Genomic DNA, 22,280 nt, shown 5'->3' with positions numbered 1-22,280 from the left:
TTCTTTTTCTGTTTTATGCTAATGCTCCCATTGGATCCCAAGGTGCCAAAACAGTTGGCGCTTGTTCCCAAGCTTTTTTCTGTTCGTCAGTTAATAAATCTTTGTGCACAACGATTTGATAAGTGTATTCGTCCATCCACGCATCGCTCATGACGAAGAAGCCATTTTCACCGACTTTTTCGCCCCAGCTATTTTCCACTTTCCATTTTGTTGTTTGACCATCAACGATATCAACACCTGTTAAAACCATGGCGTGTGTCATTAAGCTTTCACCAAAGTCTAAACGTTCTGCTTTAGTCATCGTAAAATCAATATCAAAAAGATCGTTCATATCGTAAACGTCTAATGCCATAATTCCTGTGTCACGTGTTGAAGATTGTCCGACATCACAACCAAACCAAACAGATTCGCCTTGTTCCAATTGTGCAGCAGCTAATTTTTTGAAAGCAGCCATTTCTACATTTAAATATTTAACTTCTTTGCCGCCGACAACATTCCCTAACATTTCAACAGTGTATGTTTTGTTGAAGGGTTTATCTTCTGTAGGAGCATTAATAATACTTACATAATCATGTAAATTAACGCCAACGTATTTTTCAAAGAATGTTTGCGGTGTTAGATTTTGATCCAAATGATAATTTTTTTCTTCGTCACGGTATTCAAAATCAAAGGTTTCTGGCGGCGTTCCTAAAGAGATTGCTAAGAAATTATAAATTTCTTGTAACATTGCTTCTTTGTTTTTTTGGACTTCTTCAGCAGAAGCGCCTTTTTCAATTAAACTACGTAAAATTGTTGCATCTTTGCGTAATTTTTTATTTAAATAGTTGTTTAAATCACGTGAATTGGAACTGTTGCTGCTTTCAGGCATTGCCGTTTTAGGCACTACGCCATATTTATCAAAAATTGAAACGATCATATCCCATTGCCCACCATCTTGTTGTGGTGTAGCTAATAAAAAGGCCACTTTACGACTAGTCAACGGTTGATCGGCTGTTGCAATAATATTTTCATAGAAATAATTTGATTTTTCATATTTATCCCAGAAAAATGTATAGTTTTGTGATAATTCAAAATCTTTTAATTGAAACGCATTTAACATTCTATGTCTAAATGTATTTAATGCCGCAAACATCCAGCAGCGACCGCTTTGTTTTTGATTGGCCACTTTTCCAGTAGCTAAGTCGACTGAAAAGACGGGTACGTTATTCACGGCTCCTTGTACAGATTCACCTGAAGCGCTGATACCATTTTTTACTACACTACGTTGTAAGGCATTTTGTTTATTATTGTTCAAGAAATCTTGATGGAATTTCTCTGTTAATTTTGGTTCAATTGCTGTCATATTTTCATCGTCCTTTCATTTTACGTTCTTCTTCATTATATGCTTCTCTTTAAACAGAAACAACCATTTACTCTAAATTCCTTGCTTTCCAACTCTTTTTGTATTAGTATATATAATACAGATAGCACAAATAAGACAGGAGTGATTCGATGCTTTTAGAAATAGATGAACAAAGCGAACAGCCCATCTATCAGCAACTCATTGATCAAATCATTGTAGGCATTGCCAAAGGTGAACTGGTTCCCAATGAAAGTTTGCCTTCTATCCGACAATTGGCGGACGAAATCGGGGTCAATATGATGACTGTTTCAAAAGCTTATAACAAGTTAAAGCAATCAGGTTATATTGTGACTGACCGTCGTAACGGCACCAAAATTGCCGCAAAGTTACCTGCTACCGCTGTTTGGCAACAGCAATTGCATGAGCGTTTAGAACTTCTGTTGGCTGAAAGTTTTTTACATCAGCAATCCGAAGCAGAAATCCAAGCACTTATTCAGAAAATTTATCAAAATTTTGATTCGAAAGGGCGTGCATTATAATGGCGGTATTCTTTTATTTCATCCTAGTTTCTGTCGCTTTTTTTATGGCATTTACTATGGGGATTTATGCAAATCCTCACAAAAATATTATTTTGGAAAACACTTTACCAGAAGATAAACTACAAGATCCCAGCGTTCAAGCAATCCGAAAAAGTTATAAAAAACGCTTGGTTCAACTAGCAGCCGTTTTTAGTGTTCTTAGTTTACCTTTGTTATTTATTCCTTATGATTCGATTTTATTGTTCCTTTTTCTGTTACTTTTATTTAGTTTTATTGGCAGTGGCTACTATCTGCAAATTGTTTATATTCGCAAAATGGCCGCTTTAAAAATGCAAAACGGCTGGTTGCTACCTAAGCGTCCTCTCTTAATCGATACGCAATTAGTTTTAAATAAAAACCAGAAACTTATTTCATTTTGGTGGTTTTTACCTGCGATTATTCTTACTTTTGCTGGGGGCTTTTATTCCTTGCAAACGGCGATTGGTTCCTGGATTCTTTTCTTAATTACTGTTTTGATGTTAAGTTTGTTCATTGGCGGCTATTATTTTATTGCGCGCTTACCTGTCAAACCGCTAACTAGTGACTCAAAAATTAATCAGCAAATCAATGATTTATTTCGGCATCATTGGTCTGTTTTAATGGTTTTATCCGCCTTAGTTTTTGCACCGCTAACCATTTTACCAACTTTCACAATTGTAATTGATTATACGGTTGCGATGGCTCTTACATTTTGTTACTTTATTCTTTTGTTTGTTTATGTAGGCTTTCTCTTCTACTACCTATTTTCAATGCGCAAAAAACAAGATCAATTCGTTTTACAGGCTGGCGATTATCGCTATGGGGATGATGATCAATATTGGCGGTATGGGATTTATATCAATCCAAAGGACCCCAAAATCATGGTTCCTGATCGCATTGGTATGAATTTATCTATTAACCTAGGACGGCCTGCTGGGAAAATTATTCTAGCTGCTACTGGGATTTTAACGATTGCGGTGCTGTTCTTTGCCACAGTGCCGATGTTTATAAATGATTTTTCTAGTCATGCCTTTCAAGCAACTATTGAAAAGAAACAAATTGAGTTATCTGCCCCATTAGCAAAAACAAGGTCAATTTCTTTTAACCAAATCACTGCTGTTTCTTTGATTGATGACTTACCTCAAGAACGCATCCGCACAATGGGTGCTGCGACAGATAGTTACTTAACAGGAGAATTTAAAGTCGCTGGAAAACCTGCTTATTTACTAATTTATACAAAAAGTCATCCGATTCTGAAAATAGAAACGCGGAAGAAAGTTTATTATTATACTGCGCGTGAGGGTCAAGAAACAACTAAGATTTATCAGGAAATCAAAGCAAAACTTCCATAACAAAAAAACAGGGTCTACTCATGATGGTAGGCCCTGTTTTTTTGTTATTCGCTGACAACCTTGAATTTTGTATCTGCCAACGTGGTATTCAGTTCATCCTGGCTTACTTCACGATCTGCTGTCACAACGGCTGTTTGATCTGCCAAGTGAACCGCAACATTCGTTACGCCGTCAATTCCACTAAATTTTTCAGTGACCGCTTGAACACAGCCATCACATTTCATCCCATCAATTTTTACTGTTTTTTCCATTTCACTTCATCCTTTTCAATTTTATTTTTGACTTCCACTAGTTCTTTTCACCGTCGAAGGTTTAAATCCTTTCAATCGTAAGGCGTTTAGTAAGACAGAGACTGAACTAAAACTCATAGCTGCTGCTGCAATCATCGGACTTAACAAAGGTCCACCAAATAAGTGTAACACACCCATAGCCACTGGAATACCTAATGTATTATAAGCAAATGCCCAGAAAAGATTTTCTTTGATGTTTTTGATGGTCGCTTTACTTAATTCAACTGCTGTAGGCACATCCATTAAATCACTACGCATTAGCACAATGTCGGCCGATTCCATTGCAACATCTGTGCCTGAACCAATAGCAATCCCCACATCTGCTTGGGCAAGTGCTGGTGCATCATTAATACCGTCACCCACCATCGCAACTTTTTTGCCTTCTGCTTGTAGTTTTTTCACTTCTAACGCTTTATCTTCTGGTAAAACTTCACTTAAGACACGATCGATACCTACTTGTTTTGCAATCGCCTCGGCAGTACGCTTGTTGTCTCCCGTAATCATCACGGCTTCGATCCCCATTTTATGCAAACGTGCAATGGCTGTTTGACTGCTATCCTTCACAGTATCTGCTACCGCAATGATACCCGCAAACGAACCATCTTTTGCCACAAACATTGGGGTTTTCCCTTCTTCTGCCAAACGATCCGCTTGTTGAACAAATGTTGATAGCTCGATGGCTTCTTCTTTCATTAATTTTATATTGCCCAAAAGTAGGACTCGTTCGTTGACTGTCACACGGATCCCGTGACCTGGAATCGCTGAAAAATCGCTTCCTTCTGCTAATGGCAATTGACGTTCTTTAGCCGCCCCCACAATTGCTTCACCTAGAGGATGTTCTGATCCTTGTTCTGCAGAAGCTGCTAATGTTAGTAACTCAGCTTCTGAAAGTGCTGAATCAGCAACTAAAATATCTGTAACCACCGGTTTGCCTTCTGTAATAGTTCCTGTTTTATCAAACACGATTGTTTGAATTTTGTGAGTGGTTTCTAAAGCATCCCCACTTTTAATTAAAACGCCATTTTCAGCGCCCTTACCTGTCCCCACCATAATCGCAGTCGGCGTTGCCAAGCCGAGCGCACAAGGACAAGCAATCACTAACACAGAAATGGTAATTGTCAAAGCGAAAATCCATGACTCTTGTCCTAAAAAGAACCAAGCCAAGCCAGAAAGAACAGCCAAACCAATAACGATTGGGACAAAAACACCCGAAATTTTATCAGCTAATTGTGCAATCGGCGCTTTTGAGCCTTGCGCATCTTCCACTAATTGAATGATTTGGGCAAGGGCCGTCTCTTTTCCCACTTTTGTCGCCTTGAATTGAAAGCTGCCATTTTTATTGATGCTAGCACCAATTACTGCATCACCGACTTTCTTTTCAACAGGCAAACTTTCGCCCGTTAACATGGCTTCATCCACAGAACTACTGCCTGAAACAATCACTCCATCAACAGGGATTTTATCTCCTGGGCGAACAATCACAATGTCATCCAACTGAACAGCATCAACTGGCACTTCAATTTCTGCGCCATCACGTAAAATATGAGCAGTTTTCGGCGCCAAACCCATTAATTTTTTTATCGCATCTGAGGTTTTCCCTTTTGAAACAGCTTCGAAATATTTTCCTAATGTAATTAAAGTTAAAATAACACCCGCTGATTCATAATAAAGAGCCATTGTAAAACTTGTATCTCCTAAGAATATCATGACTGTGCCATATAAACTATACACAAAAGCAGCACTGGTTCCTAAAGCTACCAAAGAAAACATATTCGGATGCCCTTTAAATAATGCTTTAAAACCAACTGTGAAAAATTCTCTGCCGACATATAGAACGGGTAACGTCAAAATCAATTGAACCATTGCAAAGGTCGTCGCATGTGTCATTGGATTCAAAAAATCCGGCAATGGTAAGCCTACCATGTGTCCCATCGCAATATAAAGAAGTGGCACTGTAAACACCGCTGAGATCCAAAAACGTTGCCACATCTCAGCAATATGTTTTTGTTTCTTTTCACGATCTTGGTCCGCTGTTGCACCTGCAGCGACTTCTTCTGTCGCCTGATAACCTGCATCCGTAACTGCTTTGATAATTTCAGCACTCGTTACTTGATGGTCGTCATAACTAACCACCAGTTTTTCCGTGGCTAAATTAACAATCGCTTGTTGAACACCAGATAATTGGTTCACAGCTTTTTCAATCGTTTGGGCACAGGAAGCACAACTCATTCCTTCAATCGCAAACGTTCGTTGCTGGGCTGGGCTAATCGCCTTGTAGCCAGCATCTGACACAGCTTCCTTAATTTCTTCTTCTGTGACTTCCGTCTGATCATACGTGACACTTAATTTTTCCGTAGCTAAATTGACACTTGCCTTTGCCATCCCAGGTAACTTCGCCGTAGCCTTTTCAATCGTTTGGGCACAGGAAGCACAGCTCATCCCTTCAATATCAAACGTTTTACTTTCCATTTTTTTCACTCCTTTTTAAATTAAATGACATTGGCATTGACCAGGAATACAGTTGCAAGGGACGGATTCAACCGCCGTCTTGCGCTTCTCTTTCAAGAGTTCCTCTAATCGATCCAAATCGTCATAACTCAACTGACTCTCTGTTAAAATTGTTTCCACCACGGAACCAACTTTACGGCTGCACACCTTGGCTAAAAGTTCGTCTGCCACCGTTTCAACGCTCCGACGTTCTTCTACTAGCGGATAATAAATATATTTATTACCTGCTTTCTCCGTTCCAACTAACCCTTTATCTGTTAAACGACTTAGTAACGTCTTGACGGTCGTTGATTTCCATTCTTTCTTCTCATTTAAAAGTGTATGCACTTCACGACTCGTGGTCTTGCCTTGGGTCCAAATAACCCGCATGACTTCCCACTCTGCATCTGTAATTGTCGCTAATTTATCTTTTGCCATACTCGTTAAATTCCTCCTTCATCAATAAAAAAAGAGTTCAAGAATACTGACTACAAACGTAGTCGTTTATCTTGAACTCATCATATAGCTATTTTATTTTTTTGTCAACAACTTCTGCTCATCTTTTTTATTGCAACGCAGATTCTTGTTTTTTAACAAAGTATTTCAATAAGAACGGTGCAACTAAGGTCGTTAAGATAATTACCACAATCATGCTCGTATAATACGCTTCTGAAAGTAATTTAGATTGGTAGCCAATTTGCGCAATGATTAATGCCATTTCCCCACGCGAAACCATCCCAGCACCGACCATTAAAGAACTTGTATTGGAGAAACCAACCATTTTCGCTCCCCAGGCACCGCCCAGTAATTTCGTTAAAATCGCCATAATCGTCATTACCAAAATAAAAGGTAAATCCTTTCCTAACGTGTTAAATGTCACTGATAAGCCAATGCTGGCAAAGAAGACGGGAATAAACACGGCATAGCCAATAGCTTCAATATTGAAATCAATTTCTGTTTTTGCATCCGTTTGTCCCACAGCAATCCCTGCAAAAAAGGCACCTACGACAGAACTTAAACCAACTAAATCAGCCAAATAAGCCATGCCCAAACAGATAATCAATGACATGATAATAACAGACGACCCAATATTCATTTTTTGACTTAAACGTAGTAAATAGGGAGCGATAAATCGGACCAAAAAGAAAATCCCAATAAAGAATAAGCCTTGTTCAATTAACTTAACAATAAAGCTGACTTCTGTATTGCCGCCTGTACTTGCACCAATCATGCCGACAGCAACACTTAAAATAATCACGACCACGATATCGTCAACGACAGAAGCCCCAAGAATCGTTGCACCTTCTTTACTACTTAAAACATTCAACTCTCTTAATACTTCTACTGAAATGCTGACCGACGTTGCTGCTAAAACTAACCCAAGGAAAAAAGCTTCTTTCCAAGAAAAAGCAAACAGCTGACCAATCAACATAGTAAAACCAACCGGTAAAACGATGCCCAAAATAGCGACCATGACACTAGGTTTCGCATATTTTTTCAATAATTCCAATTCACATTCCATTCCAGCAATAAACATCAGCATAATGACACCAATTTCTGAAAAGTCATGCACAAACACATCTTGATGCACAATATTTAACATCGCTGGACCTAACACAATCCCTACTAGCAATTGCCCAATTACCGCAGGAATTCCTACTCTTTTACAAGCAACACCTGCTAAAGTTGTTGTAATTAAAATCAAACATAAAATACCTAAAAATTCCATTCTATTTCCCTCTTTCTCTATTAACCAATCATCACTGATTCTTTTGGATATTGAACTTTCGACTGACTTTCCAAGCCTTTCTTAATTAATGACAATAACACCGTGTACACACCCACACGACCGACGAACATTAGAAAAATAATCACCAGTTTACCAAAAACAGTTAAATCTGGTGTTAACCCCATTGTTAAACCGACCGTTCCAAATGCAGAAATCACTTCAAAAACGATATACTCAATCCCGTTTTTTAAAGGTAATGTTTCTGTAAACGAGAGAATAACCGAAGCAGTTACACATAAAAAAGTTGCCAAGAAGAACAAAGTAAATGCTTGGAGCACTACTCGCTCAGGAATTGTGCGTTCATGGAATTCCACTCGCTGTTTCCCTTTAAAAATCGCACGAAATTGTAAAAATAACACACCAAACGTAGTGGTTTTCAAGCCGCCAGCGGTTGATCCTGAAGTGCCACCAATAAACATCCACAAAATCGTGACAATCAGGCCTGGATTACTCATTTTCAAATAATCAACTGAATAAAAGCCAGCCGTTCTTGGTGTAACCGACAAGAACCAACTGTTGACAAGACGCTGCCAAAAAGACATGTCAGCTGGAAAATGGCGATATTCCGAAATGTAAAAAATAACGGTCCCTAAGACTAAAAAGGTGGCGGTCACCGTTAAAGCAAGGCGTGTATGAATACTAACACGGTGCTTAATTTTATTTTTATAACCTTTAATCATTGCAAAAATATCGCGCCACACAATAAATCCTAAGCCACCAGCTATAATTAAAAAGCTAATGACTAGTAAAAGATAAGGCGAATTTTGATAAGGAACCATACTATCCCCTAGCAAATCAAAGCCAGCATTACAAAATGCCGAAACGGCATGGAAGAGACTAAAAAACATCCCTTTTTTCCACCCAAATGTTGGCACAAATTGAAAGGACAACAAGAAGGCTCCAAGTAATTGAATAATGGCCGCAAACTTCATAATATATTTCATTAAACGAAAAACTCCGGAAACTTCACTAACATTTAAAGCTTCTTGATACAACATCCGTACACTTAGTGACGCTTTTTTCCGTAGCAAACTAAAGAAAATCGTGGCAACGGTTAAAAAGCCTAAGCCGCCTAATTCAATCAAAATCATAATAATAACTTGCCCGATAGGACTCCAATGTTCCGCCGTATTCAAAGGCGAAAGCCCTGTAACACAGACGGCGGAAGTTGCCACGAAAAAAGCATCAATCCATTGCGTTTTTTGTCCAGCTTGTGCAGAAAAAGGCATCATTAATAAGATTGTGCCTACAACAATTAATAAAAAAAAGCCTAAGACAATTGTTTGAACAGGTGAAATATACAACCTTTTTTTGATCTGATGTTTCATTTTTTTCTCCTCTACCATTTCTTTGTCAATCAAAAACAACACAAACGGCTAGACAACTGTTGCTTTGTTCCTCTCGCCCTATGAGAAACTCAAAACCTTGAAAGCAACTTGCCCAACCGAATAATTATTTTTTAATTTTTGTTTTCACGTTGATAAATCGAATAAACCAACTCATTTTTTTGATAAACCTGTTTTAAACGAACTGGAATTGATTGAGCCATTGTCTCGTATAGAGCAATGCCCTCACCCAGAAACAGTGGTATTGTCGTCAAAATGAAGGTATCAATTAAATCAGCTGCCAAAAGCGGTTGAACCACTTTCGGGCCGCCAACAATCCAAATTCCCGCGCCGTCTTCTTCTTTGAGACGACGAATTAATGTGACGGGATCTTCCTTGGTAAAAGTTCTTGAAGCAGTTGATGGTTCTGGATGAGAGGTAATGATATAAGAATGCTTGTCTTCATAAAAATACACATCTGGGGACAATTCTTGTGTCACTTGATCATAAGTAGTCCGCCCCATTACCACAGTGTCTATTTTTTCATACATTTCATCGTAACTACGATCTTCTTCATCGCCACGAATATTCTCTTCTAACCAAGCAACACCGCCCGCTTTGTCCGCAATGAAACCATCAATACTCGCTGCAATAAATAAAATTACTTCCCGTGCCACATCAACGCCTCCTTTTCTCTTCTTATCTATTTTAGCTTGTTTTCTCAAAAAACTCTAGGGGTGCGCATTGTTATTTTTAAAAGAAAAAAGAGAAAAACTAGGATAATTGGGCTACTTTTTGTAAAATAGGAAATAAGAAACTTTTTATTGAGTTATTTTACATTTTTTTCAAGAAAAATAAGAATTGGTTTATTTGATTTACACAAAAAAATAACATATTCAGTTTTTATATAAAGGAGGATTACTTTGTTTGATTTAGAGAAGGTTCAGACCTTGAATGAATTAGAAATGCTCGTTTACCATTATGTATTGGAACACCTGCACCAAATCCCTCAACAGACCATTCGCCAACTGGCTACTTCCTGTCATGTCTCCACCTCAACGATTCTACGATTTTGTAACAAAATGGGCTATGCTGGTTTTTCCGAATTAAAATATGCAGTGAAAGAAGAAGCCAAACAAACACAAACGTTTGAAAATTTTTATGATGCCACGGTTCACGTCGATGCTTTTTTAAAAAAATTAAACCAAGAAACCTATTACGAAATGCTTCGTCCAGCAATCCAAATGATTGTTCAAGCACGTCACGTTGCCTTTACTGGCATTGGTACTAGCGGAATTTTAGGTAGTTATGGCAGTCGTTATTTTGCCAACTTAAATATCAATTCTTACAGTATTGCTGACCCCTTTACGCCTATCCCCAAGCGCGGATTTGAAAATACATTAGCCTTGATTCTGTCTGTATCTGGGGAAACCAATGAAATGATTAAACAAATGACCGATTTTAAAACAGCTGGCGCCAAAGTACTAAGCATTACCAACAATCAACATTCAACTATTGCCCGCTTGGCTGACTACAACATCTCCTATTATATGCCCGACGAACGTTCTCCATTTGCAGATAAATCAGTTAATACAACCACTCAAATCCCTGTCATTGCTTTAATTGAACTCCTAGCTCATCAAGCAAGTCAACTTTTAAAGGAACTAGATGAAACACCTTCCTAGTTGTTTTTCACAAAAGCTCATGCTGTCTAAAACAGCATGAGCTTTTGTGTTTTTTTTCTTGGTACATGTTTCTCATTCAAGCAAAAGTCTATTTTTTCTTCAAATAACCTTATATAGTAAATATGTAAACGGATACATTTGCATTTATATTATTCTTCAAAGGAGAGATTTTTATGAACGAATGGATTAACGAGAAATTATTACCTCCAGTACTAAAATTCGTCAATACCAAAGCAATTACTGCCTTACGGAACGGGATGCTTTACACGATGCCTTTTACCATTGTTGGTTCCGTGTTTCTTCTATTAGCGAATTTCCCAGTTACAGCTATTTCTGAATGGGTTAACGCAAGTGGCCTGGCTGTTTATTTCAATCAAGCATATGGGGCATCTTTTGCGATTATGTCGTTATTTGCGGTCATCGGTATTGCCTACTCATATGTAAAAAGCGAGGGATTTGAAGGCCTCCCAGCGGGCATGATTGCCATGGTGGTTTTCATTTTGTTTATGTCATCTGAAGTCAAAGATGCGGTTTCTGGCGCAGTAGTTGGCAATGTCATCAACAAAGATTGGACAGCTGGCAAAGGGATGATTACAGCTATTATTGTTGGTTTGTTAGTCGGCGTTGTATATAGTTGGTTTTTACGTCATGATATTCGTATCAAATTACCAGAAGCTGTACCAGAAAATGTGGCCAATTCCTTTACTGCGTTAATTCCTGCCAGCGTCATTGTAACTGGTGCAATGCTAATTTTCATTCTTCTAGATAAAGTCTTCAATACGACATTCTTTGACTTTATTTACGAAGTGCTACAATCACCACTTCAAGGAGTCACAGATTCACTAGGTGGCGCATTACTATTAGGTTTTGTCATTCCCCTCTTTTGGTTTTTCGGTGTTCACGGGTCAACAATCGTTGGCGGTATCATGGGCCCTATTTTACAAGCAAACTCTTTAGAAAATACCGAAATTTTGAAATCAGGAAAAGACTTAACACTGGCTAATGGTGGCCATATTGTTACACAACAATTTTTAGATCAATTTTTAACGGTCACTGGTGCGGGCATGACAATCGGGTTAGTCGTGTTCATGGTTTTCTTTGCCAAATCAGCTCAGTTTAAGCAATTAGGTCGGCTTTCAATTGGGCCAGCTGTTTTCAATATTAACGAGCCAATTGTCTTTGCTACACCTATCGTGATGAACCCAATCATGGCTGTGCCATTCATTATCACACCGATTGTTTCTTCTGTTGTGACATATTTTGCCTTGTACACAGGACTGGTTCCTCTCTTTACTGCGGTACAAGTTCCCTGGACTACTCCTCCAATCATTTCTGGACTTTTAGTTGGTGGTTGGCAAGCCGCGTTGCTTCAAGTAGTAGTACTGACGATGAGTTTCTTTATCTATTTACCGTTTGCTAAAAAAATGGATGCACTTAATTACGCAGAAGAAACCAATCAACCAATTACTGAAGAAACCCTTGAAAAAGTCGAAGCACAAAACGTATAAAAATTTGAACAAAGGACTGAAACGATATGTCAATTTTGAAAAATGATTTTCTTTGGGGCGGCGCTGTCGCTGCTCATCAATTAGAAGGAGGCTGGGACCAAGGCGGTAAAGGGGTGAGCGTTGCGGATGTAATGACTGCCGGTGCACATGGCGTCCCTCGTAAAATTACCGCAGGCGTTTTACCAGATGAACACTATCCTAACCATGAAGCGATTGATTTTTACCATCGCTATCAAGAAGATATTCAACTATTCAAAGAACTTGGTTTAAATTGTTTCCGAACCTCTATTGCTTGGACACGAATTTTTCCTAACGGAGATGAAGAAACGCCCAATGAAGAAGGCCTTCGTTTTTATGATGCACTTTTTGACGAGTGTTTAAAAAATGGCATTGAGCCAGTCGTCACACTGTCTCACTTTGAAATGCCTTATCATTTAGTCACAAAATATGGCGGTTTTCGCAATCGCCAGGTCATTGATTTTTTTGTCAAATTTGCTGAAGTCTGTTTCACTCGTTACCAGAAAAAAGTCAAATATTGGATGACCTTTAATGAAATTAACAACCAAGCCAATTATGAAGAAGATTTTGCACCTTTTACTAACTCTGGTATTGCTTACCAGGAAGGAGAAGACCGCGAAGCAATTATGTATCAGGCTGCTCATTATGAACTAGTCGCTAGCGCACGTGCAGTGAAAATTGGCCACGCTATCAATCCCGACTTCCAAATTGGCTGTATGATTGCGATGGTGCCTATTTATCCTTATTCTTGTAATCCTGAGGATATGATGATGAGTGTTAGCTCAATGCAAAAACGTTATTGGTTTACCGATGTTCATGTCCGCGGTCATTATCCAAGTGCAATTCAATGCTATTTGAAACGAAAAAACATTTCATTAGATGTCACAGAAGAAGATTTAACTGATTTAGCTAATGGCTGTGTTGATTATATTGGCTTTAGCTATTACATGTCGTTTGCTGTGAAAGGTGCAGAAAAGGCCCCTACTTTTGACTACAATGAAGCAAAAGACTTGGTGCGAAATCCTTATGTAGCAACATCTGATTGGGGTTGGCAAATCGATCCTATGGGCTTACGCTATGCAATGAATTGGTTCAATGATCGGTATGAATTACCACTCTTTATTGTTGAAAATGGCTTTGGTGCTATTGATGAGCTAGAACCAGACGGAACGATTAACGACACTTACCGAATCGCTTATTTACGTGAACATATTGAGATGATGAAAGAAGCCGTTGCGTATGACGGCATTGATTTGATGGGCTACACACCTTGGGGATTCATCGATTTAGTGAGTGCTAGTACAGGCGAAATGAAGAAACGGTATGGCTTCATTTATGTAGATAAAGACAACGATGGTCACGGAACGTTGGAGCGGCGAAAGAAAAAATCGTTTGCTTGGTATCAACAAGTGATTGCTACGAATGGGGAAGAATTATAAACAAAAAGCCTTCGTCTAAAGACGAGGGCCTTTTGTTTATGCTTGTAATCCCTTTTCTAAATCAGCCAATAAATCTTCGACTGCTTCAATTCCTACAGATAAACGAATGAGTCCATCTTTAATTCCCACAGCTTCACGATTTTCTTTGGGAATAGATGCGTGAGTCATAATGGCAGGTACTTCAATTAAACTTTCTACGCCACCTAAACTTTCCGCTAAAGTAAAAATTTCCAACGCTTCTACGAAAGGAACGACTTGCTCATCCTTGGCTAATTCAAAAGAAATCATGCCACTAAATCCCGACATCTGTTTTTGCGCAATTTCGTGACCAGGATGACTCGCTAGTCCTGGATAATACACCGTTGCTACCGCTGGATGCGCTTCTAAAAATTCTGCGATTTTTTGAGCATTTTGGGCATGCGCTGCCATCCGGACGCCTAATGTTTTTAAACTACGTTGGACCAGCCAACTATCATGTGGTCCTAAAACAGCACCAATCGCATTTTGTAAAAAGGCAATCTTTTCTGCGCTTTCTGGGTTATTCGTTACGACTAAACCAGAGACTACATCACTATGGCCCCCTAAATATTTTGTCCCGCTGTGAACCACAATATCAGCACCTAACGCTAACGGCCGTTGAAAATAAGGCGTCGCAAAAGTATTATCGACAATAGTTAACAACTGATGTTTTTTAGCAAGCTTAGCCGCCGCTTCAATATCTGTAATTTTTAACAGTGGATTACTTGGTGTTTCCAAAAACAAGGCTTTTGTATTTGGCTGAATTGCGGCTTCAATTGTTAATAAGTCACTGGTGTTTACAATCGTGTAGCTTAACCCATTTGCCACAAATACTTTATCCAATAAACGGAAACTCCCCCCATAGACATCGTCACCTAATAAAATATGATCTTCGGGTCCAAACATAGAAATGATTGCATGAATACCCGCTAAGCCTGAACTAAACGCAAAGCCATGGCTCCCACCTTCTAACTCAGCAATTAAGGTTTCTAACGCGTGACGTGTGGGATTACCTGAACGAGAATATTCATATTCTTTTGGCTGGCCCACGCCGTTTTGTTCAAAGGTTGACGTTTGATAAATAGGAACACTCACTGCACCTGTTGTTGTGTCTTTACTAATGCCGCCATGAATTAATTTGGTATTGAATTTCATAAAAGTTTTCCTCCTAAGAATAAATATTTTTTGATAAATAACGGTCACTACCGTCAGGAAAAATAGTTACAATTGTGCTGCCTGCTGGTAAGCGGCGCGCCTCTCTTAATGCCGCCGCAAACGCTGCGCCGCTGGAGCTTCCCACCAGCAAAGCGCTTTTCTTGGCTAATTGTTTGACCCAGAAAAAACCATCCTCGTCTGAAATGGTATAAAAGCCGTCCACAGGAATCTGTTTAAGAAAAGGCGGCACGAACTCCACGCCAATGCCTTCGATTTCATGTCCGTGTGCAGGTCCGCCATTTAAAATCGAACCTTCTGGCTCCACGCCCCATAATTGCGTCTTACTATTTTGTTCTTTGAGATATCTGCCAACACCTGCAAACGTTCCACCACTGCCTAAACCTGCGACAAAGCTAGTAATCTTCCCGCCTAAGTCTTGAACAATTTCAGGTCCTAATCCTTCGTAGTAAGCAGCAGGATTATCCGGATTTTCAAATTGTAACGGCACGTAACTATTAGGAATTTCCTTGGCTAAGTTTTGGGCACTAGTTATCGCTCCGACAATCCCTTGCTCTGTTGGCGAAGGGACAATTTTAGCACCTAACGCTTGCATCAGCTGTTGTTTTTCCTGACTAAATTTTTCTGGCACAACAAAGATTGTCTTGAGGCCCAGTTGACTGGCAGCTAATGCAAGTCCAATCCCCGTATTCCCCGCTGTCGGTTCAATAATTGTTGTGGCTTGATTTATCTTTCCCGTTTTCATTGCTTCTTTGAGAAGATGCACACCAAGCCGATCTTTGACGCTACCACCTGGATTCAAATATTCTAGTTTCGCATAAATTTTAGTGCCTTCTGGCATAGGATATTGTTCACTTGTAAATTCAAATAATGGTGTTGCTCCGATTGTGTCTAAAATTGACTGAACAATCATAGCGAATTCCTCCTTCTAATACATGTACATAAAACAAAAAGGTGCTGATCGCATCAGCACCTTTTTTGTTTATTTCTGGTTGTCTAGATTCAGAGAGGAATCGTGTTAGGCAATTTTTCAGAAATAACGGAGGTTTTCCCCATCACAAAAGAGTATGCTGCACTATTTTGCACCATACAACAACAGCTTTCCGTTTTTAAAAAAAGGCTAGCTTGTTTTTTCGTCATGGTTGATTTCCTCCTTCGTCATGTGTTGACCAAACTATACCATTTCCCATTTTCTAGTGTCAACGATTCTAACGATTGTTATTTCCTATCACACCAATGGTTTTCTTATAGGTAAAAGAATTAATAGACCAAAAAAAAACAGAAGGCTAGCCTTCTGTTTTTCTGCTACTTATTTAGCACGTTTTAAATACGTACCTTCCGCAGTATTGATTTCTAATAATTCGTCTGCTTCAACAAAATCTGGAACGTTAACAACTAATCCTGTTTCCATTGTAGCGGGTTTACCAGAACCAGTTACTGTTGCGCCTTTGATTGAAGGTTGCGTTTCAGCAACACGTAAGATTACCGTTGTTGGTAAAGTTAAACCAATGACTTCTTCACCATAAAATTGAATTTTTACTTCCATATTTTCTAATAAATATTTTAGTTCTTCTTCAATTAAAGCAGTTGGTACTTCATATTGTTCATATGTTTCTAAATCCATGAAAATAGCCATATCATCTTGGCTGTATAAATATTGAACCGGTTTTGTATCGATGTGCGCTTTTTTAACTTTTTCATCTGGGCGCATTGTTGTATCTGTTGTTGAACCCGTACGAACATCTTTTAATTTCATACGCATAACCGTATTACCTTTACCTGGTTTGTGGTGGCTAGCTTCCATTACTTTAATTAATTTGCCGTCTTGCTCAAAAGTCATACCGGCTTTTAAATCGCTTGCTGCAATCATTGTAATTTCTCCTTTTCTCTGGTTAATTCTTCATTATTGTAGCAAATAACCTAGGATTAATCTAGGAAATCACGTATCTTTTTTAGAAGTTTATCACTCCCCAGACATTGAATTGGAAAATAAAACGAGTTTAACTTGCCTTTTTTCTTGAATTGCGTTAGAATTACCAAGCTTTCATCAATTATTTTCACTTTTTACATAGAAAAAATCAATCATTAAAGGGGGTGATGATATGATACGTCAAACGCTATCTTTATCAAAAACACATGAGGTTGTCTGTCACTAAACATACGTTGGTGAGACAAATTGCCTTTCAGCGTATGTACTCGGTCTATTTGAAAGGAATTTAAAATCATGAACCCAACTATTCAACCTTACCAATTTAACATAATTAAAGAACAAGTCGCTGTGTTACTGAACACCTATACGTCTGTCAACGATGCTACGACTGTCAAAACTGTCCAGGCCCTATGTGCCGAAAAAATCAATGGGTTATTTTCAGAAGAACACCCTGCTGTTACGATTTTGTTGGACAAAGTGATGGATCGTCGTTTAACACGCGCGCGTGCTGAAAAATATTTAGACGAATTAAAAGAAACCGTGTTGCCCTTTAAAGAACCTTCAACACCACAAGTCACGAAAGTCTTTCGCAAAGTGAAAAAGTTAAAGATTCCTGAGTGGGAAAACATGGATTTACGGAACAATACCTATGTCGGTTGGAACGACGCTGGGACTCAGAAAAAATTTATCTTAGCTTATCGAGAAAATAAATTAATCGGCGTCCACGGCACCCTTTCACCCACCATTGTTAAAGGTGTTTGCTCCATCTGTCAAACAATCACGAATGTGTCTATGTTCCTAGCTACCACCAAATCAGGCGGCGACGGAACCTACACGAAAAAAGGCAATTACATTTGCCATGATAGCGACACCTGTAACCAACAATTAACACAACCTGAATATTTGGAAGCCTTTATGGAAAATGTTAAGGCTGTGAAATAACAAAAAAAACCGTCAAGAAAATTTCTTGACGGTTTTTTTGTTACATCTCTTTCAATTTCCCACGAAATTCTTCAATACTTTCATAACCTTTTGCTGCCATGATTTCTTGTAATTCTTTGGCTAGACGCTCAAAAACTTGTGGACCTTCTTGATGCAATTGTGTGCCAACTTGTACTAATGTCGCACCGCATAAAAGATGCTCAAAAACATCTTTTCCACATGTAATACCGCCCGTTCCAATAATTTTGATTTCTGGTTTCAAACGTTGCGCAAACGCACGAACATTGGCTAACGCTGTTGGTTTGACATATTCGCCGCCCAGCCCACCGAAACCTCCTTTTGGTTTAATGACCACTTCTTCCTTGTCACTGTCAATATATAAACCATTACCGATGCTATTAATACTATTCACGTATACTAAAGGGAATTTATTTAAAATTTCAGCCATTGCGTCAAAATGCGCAATATCAAAAAATGGGGGTAATTTTACACCTAATGGTTTAGTAAAAAATTGGAAAACTTCTGTTAAAAGCTTTTCTGTTAATTCAAAATCATAAGCAATTTGCGGTTTACCAGGCAAATTGGGACAAGACAAATTAAATTCTGTCACTCCTGTGTATTCACTTTCTTGCACTTTTTTTAAAATAGCGATATTTTCCTCATAATTCATACCAGATACAGATAAAAAGCGTAACTCCTCAGGAAATTCCTTTTGACGTGCAATCTGATAATCTAAATAATAATCAATCCCTAAATTAGGCAAGCCCATTGAGTTAATACTTCCTAATGGTGTATCAAAATACCGAGGCTCCTCATTGCCCTGACGAGGATTAGGTGTTGCCGTCTTAGCGACAAAAGCACCTGCTTGAGAAGCCGCTAACTCATCCATTTCCTTAATTGTCATACAATGAATGCCTGATGCGTTCATTAACACATTCGCCAATTTATGTCCCGAAAACTCTACTGAAATATCCAAAAGAAAAACCCTCCTGTAAATTGTTTTACTCATAAGCTTACCACCTTCACATAAGCTTTTTATGATTATAGCATGTTCTTTGACTTTCAGCATGTTTTTTTGTGTTAGTGTTATTTATATAAATTAAAAAAGGAATAAGCCAATGTGACTTATTCCTTTTCTTAGGGAAACTAACGTATCCAAAATTGATTGATTCTTATCGTCCCACAATAAACGTCAATTCACATTCGCAGACCTTTTTATCTTCCACGTAAGCAGTCGCTTTGCCGATGCCGACAAAGTCACGTAATTTGACGATTTCAAAATGTAATTTCAAGACATCACCAGGGACCACTTTTTGACGGAATTTGGCTTTGTTGATACCGCCAATATAGGCTGTTTCACCTTCAAATTGATCCATTTTTAAGATTAAAATCGAACCTACTTGTGCCAATGCTTCAATAATCAAAACGCCTGGCATTGTTGGATTTCCAGGGAAATGTCCTTGGAAAAATTCTTCGTTAATTGTCACATTTTTTGTTGCAATAATCTTTTCATTTGGAATAATTTCATCCACATAATCAATATAACAAATCGGATAGCGATTAGGAATCATTTCCATAATTTCTGTTGCAGTCATTACTTTTTTCATATTAGTTTTCCTCCCATTTCTTCAAGCAAATTACACCATTATGGCCACCAAAGCCAAACGAATTACTAATTGTATAGTCCGCTGTAATGTCACGTGCACCTTCTGTGACATAGTCTAAATCACAATCTGGATCAGCTACTTGGTAGCCTACTGTCGGATGAGCTTTTCCTTCTTGCAATGTTTGCACACAAGCGATCGCTTCGATACCGCCAGCCGCGCCCAATAAATGTCCAGTCATACTCTTTGTACTTGAAATTGGAATTTGCGATGCTCGCTCACCAAAGACACGTTTGATGGCCGTTGTTTCCGCAGCATCATTCGCTGGGGTTGACGTACCATGAGCATTGATATACCCAATTTGTTCCGGCGTAATCCCTGCTTCCGCAATCGCCATTTCCATCGCAGCCGCCGCGCCACTACCGTCTTTTAAAGGAGCGGTCATGTGGCTAGCATCACAGTTGCTGCCATATCCAACAATTTCGCCGTAGATAGTTGCGCCACGTTTCTGTGCATGCTCGAGTTCTTCTAAAACCAGCATTCCTGCGCCTTCACCCATCACAAAACCTTTTCGTTCTTTATCAAAAGGAATCGAAGCCCGAGTCGCATCTTCTGTTGTATTTAAAGCATTCAATGCTGCAAAACCGGCAATCCCAATTTCACATACTGTGGCTTCTGTCCCACCAGTTACCATCATGTCCGCTAAACCATATTTAATCGTGCGAAAAGCTTCACCAATCGCATTCGTCGCAGAAGCACAAGCAGTCACGATAGTTTGAGAAGGTCCTTTTGCACCTAGACGAATCGAAATATTTCCCGCTGCCATATTAGCAATTACCATGGGCACGAAAAATGGTGTTACGCGTTTTGCGCCTTTTTTATCCATTACCCGTACTTGGTCTTGTAAGGTAGTCATCCCGCCGATCCCACTACCGACAATCACACCTAAACGAGTCGGGTCAATCGTTGCTTCTGTTAAACCACTCATTTCCCACGCTTCCAAAGCAGCGACCAAGCCATATTGAGAAAATAAGTCCATTCTTTTTTGCTCTTTGCGTTCTAAAACAGCACTTGGGTCAAACTCTTTCACTTCACCAGCCAAAGCCACCCCAGTATCTTCAGAATCAAATTTAGTAATTTTGCCAATTCCTAGCTTGCCATCCACTAGATTATGCCAAAATTCTTTTACGGTATTGCCTAATGGTGTTACGGCACCCATGCCGGTTATAACCACTCTTTTCATACTGTACCTCCGAGTTTATTTTGATTATCAAACTATTATTTCATGCGGTTTCCAGCACTTTTTCTTAAAAAATAAGAAAAATAGTTTGACTTTCAAAGTATTTTGGTTAATAATTCAGACATCAGGAAAAATGTCTGTTTTTTTCAAGATTAGAAAATTGAGAAGATTTTGTTATCATTCTCACACAGATAATACCAGTTGAAATTTTATTCGTCAACTCAATAAATGTAACTTTTACATTTTGATGAAGAAAAGCCTATTCTATCAACAAAAATTTTTTATTAAAGGAGATTTTATATGTTTTTACAAAATAAGAATGTCGTCGTAATGGGTGTTGCCAACAAAAAAAGTATTGCTTGGGGCTGTGCAAAAGCATTAAAAGATCAAGGGGCCAATGTTATTTATACGTATCAAAACGAACGCATGAAAAAGCAAGTGGTTAAATTAGCAGATGAAAATGATTTGTTGGTGGAATGCGATGTTGCTTCTGATGCGTCCATTCAAGCAGCCTTTGAAACAATTAAAAATGAAGTGGGCACGATCGATGGACTAGTCCATGCGATTGCTTTTGCCAAAAAAGAAGAATTGTCTGGAAACGTTAGTGACATCACTCGTGATGGTTTCCTATTAGCACAAGATATTAGTAGCTACTCTCTTTTAGCAGTCACTCATTATGCGAAACCTTTGTTAAATCCTGGTTCAGGAATTGTCACATTGACGTATTTAGGTTCCGAACGTGCAATTCCTAACTACAATATGATGGGGATTGCTAAAGCTTCTTTAGAAACTGCCGTGAAATATCTAGCTTTTGAATTAGCTGCAGATAAAATTCGTGTCAACGGAATCTCCGCAGGAGCGATTAAAACATTGGCTGTGACTGGTGTAAAAGACTACGATCAATTGATTAGTATTTCTAATGAGCGGACACCAGATAAAACAGGTGTAACCATTGAAGAAGTCGGAAACACTTGTGCCTTTTTAGTCAGTGAACTAGCTAGTGGTGTGGTCGGTGACATCATTTATGTCGATAAAGGCGTTCACTTAACTTAATCATTTTTTGTCTTTATTTTCTATTTATACATTAAAAAACAGAGATTGGACAATCTCTTTCACTCATTGATTGTCCAATTTCTGTTCTATTTTTTACTTTATTCTATAATAAAATTGACAGTTTCAATTCCAAAAACAGTTGTTAGGATTTGATTAACTTGTTCAAAAAGTTTTGGTAAATCTTCCAGTTTATTTTTAGATTGGATTTTTTCAGAACCGTTATCGTAGCTTAAATGATTGTACGTTTCTTTAAAGGTTACTGCTGTGTCTTCTTTTCGATAAAGGATATATTCGTCATCTAGCATATCCATTTGCAGCTCCTGTTTAAATCCATTTCTGGCAACAACTGCAGAAACTAGATGAGCAACTGTCAAGCCATCTAACGGAATGTCCACTCCATTCATTGCTAATGTGTAGACGGTATCTTCCACTAAGCCACAGGCGTTGCAACCACCACTGGTTAAATCTACTGTACTTGTTATAATTGCCTCTTGCATCGTTTCTTCCCCCATATTGTTTTTTAAAATT

22 protein-coding genes are annotated in these 22,280 nt (G+C 38.6%); 7 read left to right on the top strand and 15 right to left on the bottom strand.

The features are described from left to right. Positions 1–13: 13 nt before the first annotated feature. A complete protein-coding gene (locus tag IGL07_RS01590) occupies positions 14–1,342 on the bottom strand; it encodes an aminopeptidase C (RefSeq protein ID WP_002358357.1) in 1,329 nt (442 codons plus the stop codon). A 149-nt stretch (positions 1,343–1,491) separates the two neighbouring features. Here IGL07_RS01590 and IGL07_RS01585 point away from each other — a divergent pair, with 149 nt between their 5' ends. Both IGL07_RS01585 and IGL07_RS01580 read left to right on the top strand, forming a co-directional pair. Next, positions 1,492–1,881, top strand: a complete 390-nt coding sequence (locus IGL07_RS01585) for a GntR family transcriptional regulator (protein ID WP_002358356.1) — start codon at positions 1,492–1,494, stop codon at positions 1,879–1,881. Beyond that, positions 1,881–3,251, top strand: coding sequence for a DUF5808 domain-containing protein (locus IGL07_RS01580; protein WP_010816994.1), 1,371 nt, complete (start codon positions 1,881–1,883; stop codon positions 3,249–3,251). Before IGL07_RS01585 ends, IGL07_RS01580 begins: the two co-directional genes overlap by 1 nt. Positions 3,252–3,295: 44 nt before the next feature. Here the strand turns inward: IGL07_RS01580 and IGL07_RS01575 are convergent, their stop codons facing one another. From IGL07_RS01575 to IGL07_RS01550, 6 genes are all read right to left on the bottom strand, one after another. Next, a complete protein-coding gene (locus IGL07_RS01575) occupies positions 3,296–3,502 on the bottom strand; it encodes a heavy-metal-associated domain-containing protein (protein ID WP_002355215.1) in 207 nt (68 codons plus the stop codon). A 21-nt stretch (positions 3,503–3,523) separates the two neighbouring features. Next, positions 3,524–6,010: a heavy metal translocating P-type ATPase gene (locus IGL07_RS01570; RefSeq protein ID WP_010709189.1), complete on the bottom strand. Its 2,487-nt coding sequence runs from the start codon at positions 6,008–6,010 to the stop codon at positions 3,524–3,526. Positions 6,011–6,025: 15 nt separating this feature from the next. Continuing rightward, complete coding sequence (locus tag IGL07_RS01565) at positions 6,026–6,466, bottom strand: CopY/TcrY family copper transport repressor (protein ID WP_002358353.1); 441 nt, start codon at positions 6,464–6,466, stop codon at positions 6,026–6,028. A 127-nt stretch (positions 6,467–6,593) separates the two neighbouring features. Continuing rightward, complete coding sequence (locus tag IGL07_RS01560) at positions 6,594–7,757, bottom strand: cation:proton antiporter (protein WP_002355211.1); 1,164 nt, start codon at positions 7,755–7,757, stop codon at positions 6,594–6,596. Positions 7,758–7,777: 20 nt separating this feature from the next. Beyond that, complete coding sequence (locus IGL07_RS01555; protein WP_010816993.1) at positions 7,778–9,145, bottom strand: TrkH family potassium uptake protein; 1,368 nt, start codon at positions 9,143–9,145, stop codon at positions 7,778–7,780. Positions 9,146–9,276: 131 nt separating this feature from the next. After that, entirely contained in the window at positions 9,277–9,867 is a 591-nt protein-coding gene (locus IGL07_RS01550) for a dihydrofolate reductase family protein (protein ID WP_002386047.1), read from the bottom strand. A gap of 198 nt (positions 9,868–10,065) precedes the next feature. Here IGL07_RS01550 and genR point away from each other — a divergent pair, with 198 nt between their 5' ends. The 3 genes from genR (at position 10,066) to genA (ending at position 13,792) form a co-directional block, all read left to right on the top strand. Further along, the gene (gene genR, locus IGL07_RS01545) at positions 10,066–10,827 is read left to right on the top strand and encodes a transcriptional regulator GenR (RefSeq protein ID WP_002362941.1); all 762 of its coding nucleotides are present in this window, start codon (positions 10,066–10,068) and stop codon (positions 10,825–10,827) included. A 173-nt stretch (positions 10,828–11,000) separates the two neighbouring features. Further along, entirely contained in the window at positions 11,001–12,335 is a 1,335-nt protein-coding gene (gene genB, locus IGL07_RS01540; protein ID WP_002355207.1) for a PTS sugar transporter subunit IIC, read from the top strand. A 26-nt stretch (positions 12,336–12,361) separates the two neighbouring features. Continuing rightward, the gene (gene genA, locus IGL07_RS01535) at positions 12,362–13,792 is read left to right on the top strand and encodes a 6-phospho-beta-glucosidase GenA (RefSeq protein WP_010816992.1); all 1,431 of its coding nucleotides are present in this window, start codon (positions 12,362–12,364) and stop codon (positions 13,790–13,792) included. Positions 13,793–13,828: 36 nt separating this feature from the next. Here the strand turns inward: genA and IGL07_RS01530 are convergent, their stop codons facing one another. The 4 genes from IGL07_RS01530 to efp all read right to left on the bottom strand — a co-directional run bounded on the left by IGL07_RS01530 (position 13,829) and on the right by efp (position 16,853). Continuing rightward, positions 13,829–14,965: a cystathionine gamma-synthase gene (locus tag IGL07_RS01530; RefSeq protein WP_438747238.1), complete on the bottom strand. Its 1,137-nt coding sequence runs from the start codon at positions 14,963–14,965 to the stop codon at positions 13,829–13,831. Between the two features lie 13 nt (positions 14,966–14,978). Next, on the bottom strand, positions 14,979–15,896 hold the full coding sequence (locus tag IGL07_RS01525; protein WP_002408655.1) for a PLP-dependent cysteine synthase family protein: 918 nt from the start codon (positions 15,894–15,896) through the stop codon (positions 14,979–14,981). An 89-nt stretch (positions 15,897–15,985) separates the two neighbouring features. Continuing rightward, entirely contained in the window at positions 15,986–16,123 is a 138-nt protein-coding gene (locus IGL07_RS01520; protein WP_010816990.1) for a hypothetical protein, read from the bottom strand. Positions 16,124–16,292: 169 nt separating this feature from the next. Further along, a complete protein-coding gene (gene efp, locus IGL07_RS01515; protein WP_002355202.1) occupies positions 16,293–16,853 on the bottom strand; it encodes an elongation factor P in 561 nt (186 codons plus the stop codon). Positions 16,854–17,207: 354 nt separating this feature from the next. Between efp and IGL07_RS01510 the strand changes: the two genes are divergently transcribed. Further along, positions 17,208–17,855 (top strand): FusB/FusC family EF-G-binding protein, encoded by a 648-nt coding sequence (locus IGL07_RS01510; RefSeq protein ID WP_002379038.1) that lies wholly within the window; start codon positions 17,208–17,210, stop codon positions 17,853–17,855. A 40-nt stretch (positions 17,856–17,895) separates the two neighbouring features. On the opposite strand, the gene IGL07_RS01505 is transcribed toward IGL07_RS01510, so the two are convergent. From IGL07_RS01505 to fabF, 3 genes are all read right to left on the bottom strand, one after another. Further along, positions 17,896–18,864, bottom strand: a complete 969-nt coding sequence (locus IGL07_RS01505) for a dihydroorotate oxidase (protein WP_002386045.1) — start codon at positions 18,862–18,864, stop codon at positions 17,896–17,898. Between the two features lie 163 nt (positions 18,865–19,027). Next, positions 19,028–19,462, bottom strand: a complete 435-nt coding sequence (gene fabZ, locus IGL07_RS01500) for a 3-hydroxyacyl-ACP dehydratase FabZ (protein ID WP_002355197.1) — start codon at positions 19,460–19,462, stop codon at positions 19,028–19,030. A 1-nt stretch (position 19,463) separates the two neighbouring features. After that, positions 19,464–20,702 (bottom strand): beta-ketoacyl-ACP synthase II, encoded by a 1,239-nt coding sequence (fabF, locus tag IGL07_RS01495; protein ID WP_002358339.1) that lies wholly within the window; start codon positions 20,700–20,702, stop codon positions 19,464–19,466. A 297-nt stretch (positions 20,703–20,999) separates the two neighbouring features. Here fabF and fabI point away from each other — a divergent pair, with 297 nt between their 5' ends. Then, on the top strand, positions 21,000–21,752 hold the full coding sequence (gene fabI / locus IGL07_RS01490; protein WP_002358338.1) for an enoyl-ACP reductase FabI: 753 nt from the start codon (positions 21,000–21,002) through the stop codon (positions 21,750–21,752). A gap of 98 nt (positions 21,753–21,850) precedes the next feature. Here the strand turns inward: fabI and IGL07_RS01485 are convergent, their stop codons facing one another. Then, the gene (locus tag IGL07_RS01485; RefSeq protein WP_002389555.1) at positions 21,851–22,264 is read right to left on the bottom strand and encodes a DUF4809 family protein; all 414 of its coding nucleotides are present in this window, start codon (positions 22,262–22,264) and stop codon (positions 21,851–21,853) included. Positions 22,265–22,280: the final 16 nt, after the last annotated feature.

The organism is Enterococcus sp. DIV1368f (assembly GCF_051712245.1).
GTDB lineage: Bacteria > Bacillota > Bacilli > Lactobacillales > Enterococcaceae > Enterococcus > Enterococcus faecalis.
The sequence above is the reverse complement of the archived record's forward strand: the minus strand, read 5'-3'. Positions and strand labels throughout refer to the sequence as shown.

Coding starts and splice junctions, on each gene's coding strand:
- IGL07_RS01510 (WP_002379038.1), top strand. CDS start 17,208: ATGAACCCAACTATTCAACCTTACCAATTTAACATAATTAAAGAACAA.
- IGL07_RS01525 (WP_002408655.1), bottom strand. CDS start 15,896: ATGATTGTTCAGTCAATTTTAGACACAATCGGAGCAACACCATTATTT.
- IGL07_RS01570 (WP_010709189.1), bottom strand. CDS start 6,010: ATGGAAAGTAAAACGTTTGATATTGAAGGGATGAGCTGTGCTTCCTGT.
- efp (WP_002355202.1), bottom strand. CDS start 16,853: ATGATTGCAGCAAGCGATTTAAAAGCCGGTATGACTTTTGAGCAAGAC.
- IGL07_RS01520 (WP_010816990.1), bottom strand. CDS start 16,123: ATGACGAAAAAACAAGCTAGCCTTTTTTTAAAAACGGAAAGCTGTTGT.
- IGL07_RS01590 (WP_002358357.1), bottom strand. CDS start 1,342: ATGACAGCAATTGAACCAAAATTAACAGAGAAATTCCATCAAGATTTC.
- IGL07_RS01560 (WP_002355211.1), bottom strand. CDS start 7,757: ATGGAATTTTTAGGTATTTTATGTTTGATTTTAATTACAACAACTTTA.
- IGL07_RS01575 (WP_002355215.1), bottom strand. CDS start 3,502: ATGGAAAAAACAGTAAAAATTGATGGGATGAAATGTGATGGCTGTGTT.
- genA (WP_010816992.1), top strand. CDS start 12,362: ATGTCAATTTTGAAAAATGATTTTCTTTGGGGCGGCGCTGTCGCTGCT.
- fabI (WP_002358338.1), top strand. CDS start 21,000: ATGTTTTTACAAAATAAGAATGTCGTCGTAATGGGTGTTGCCAACAAA.
- genB (WP_002355207.1), top strand. CDS start 11,001: ATGAACGAATGGATTAACGAGAAATTATTACCTCCAGTACTAAAATTC.
- IGL07_RS01555 (WP_010816993.1), bottom strand. CDS start 9,145: ATGAAACATCAGATCAAAAAAAGGTTGTATATTTCACCTGTTCAAACA.
- IGL07_RS01505 (WP_002386045.1), bottom strand. CDS start 18,864: ATGAGTAAAACAATTTACAGGAGGGTTTTTCTTTTGGATATTTCAGTA.
- IGL07_RS01530 (WP_438747238.1), bottom strand. CDS start 14,965: ATGAAATTCAATACCAAATTAATTCATGGCGGCATTAGTAAAGACACA.
- IGL07_RS01585 (WP_002358356.1), top strand. CDS start 1,492: ATGCTTTTAGAAATAGATGAACAAAGCGAACAGCCCATCTATCAGCAA.
- IGL07_RS01565 (WP_002358353.1), bottom strand. CDS start 6,466: ATGGCAAAAGATAAATTAGCGACAATTACAGATGCAGAGTGGGAAGTC.
- IGL07_RS01580 (WP_010816994.1), top strand. CDS start 1,881: ATGGCGGTATTCTTTTATTTCATCCTAGTTTCTGTCGCTTTTTTTATG.
- IGL07_RS01485 (WP_002389555.1), bottom strand. CDS start 22,264: ATGGGGGAAGAAACGATGCAAGAGGCAATTATAACAAGTACAGTAGAT.
- fabZ (WP_002355197.1), bottom strand. CDS start 19,462: ATGAAAAAAGTAATGACTGCAACAGAAATTATGGAAATGATTCCTAAT.
- fabF (WP_002358339.1), bottom strand. CDS start 20,702: ATGAAAAGAGTGGTTATAACCGGCATGGGTGCCGTAACACCATTAGGC.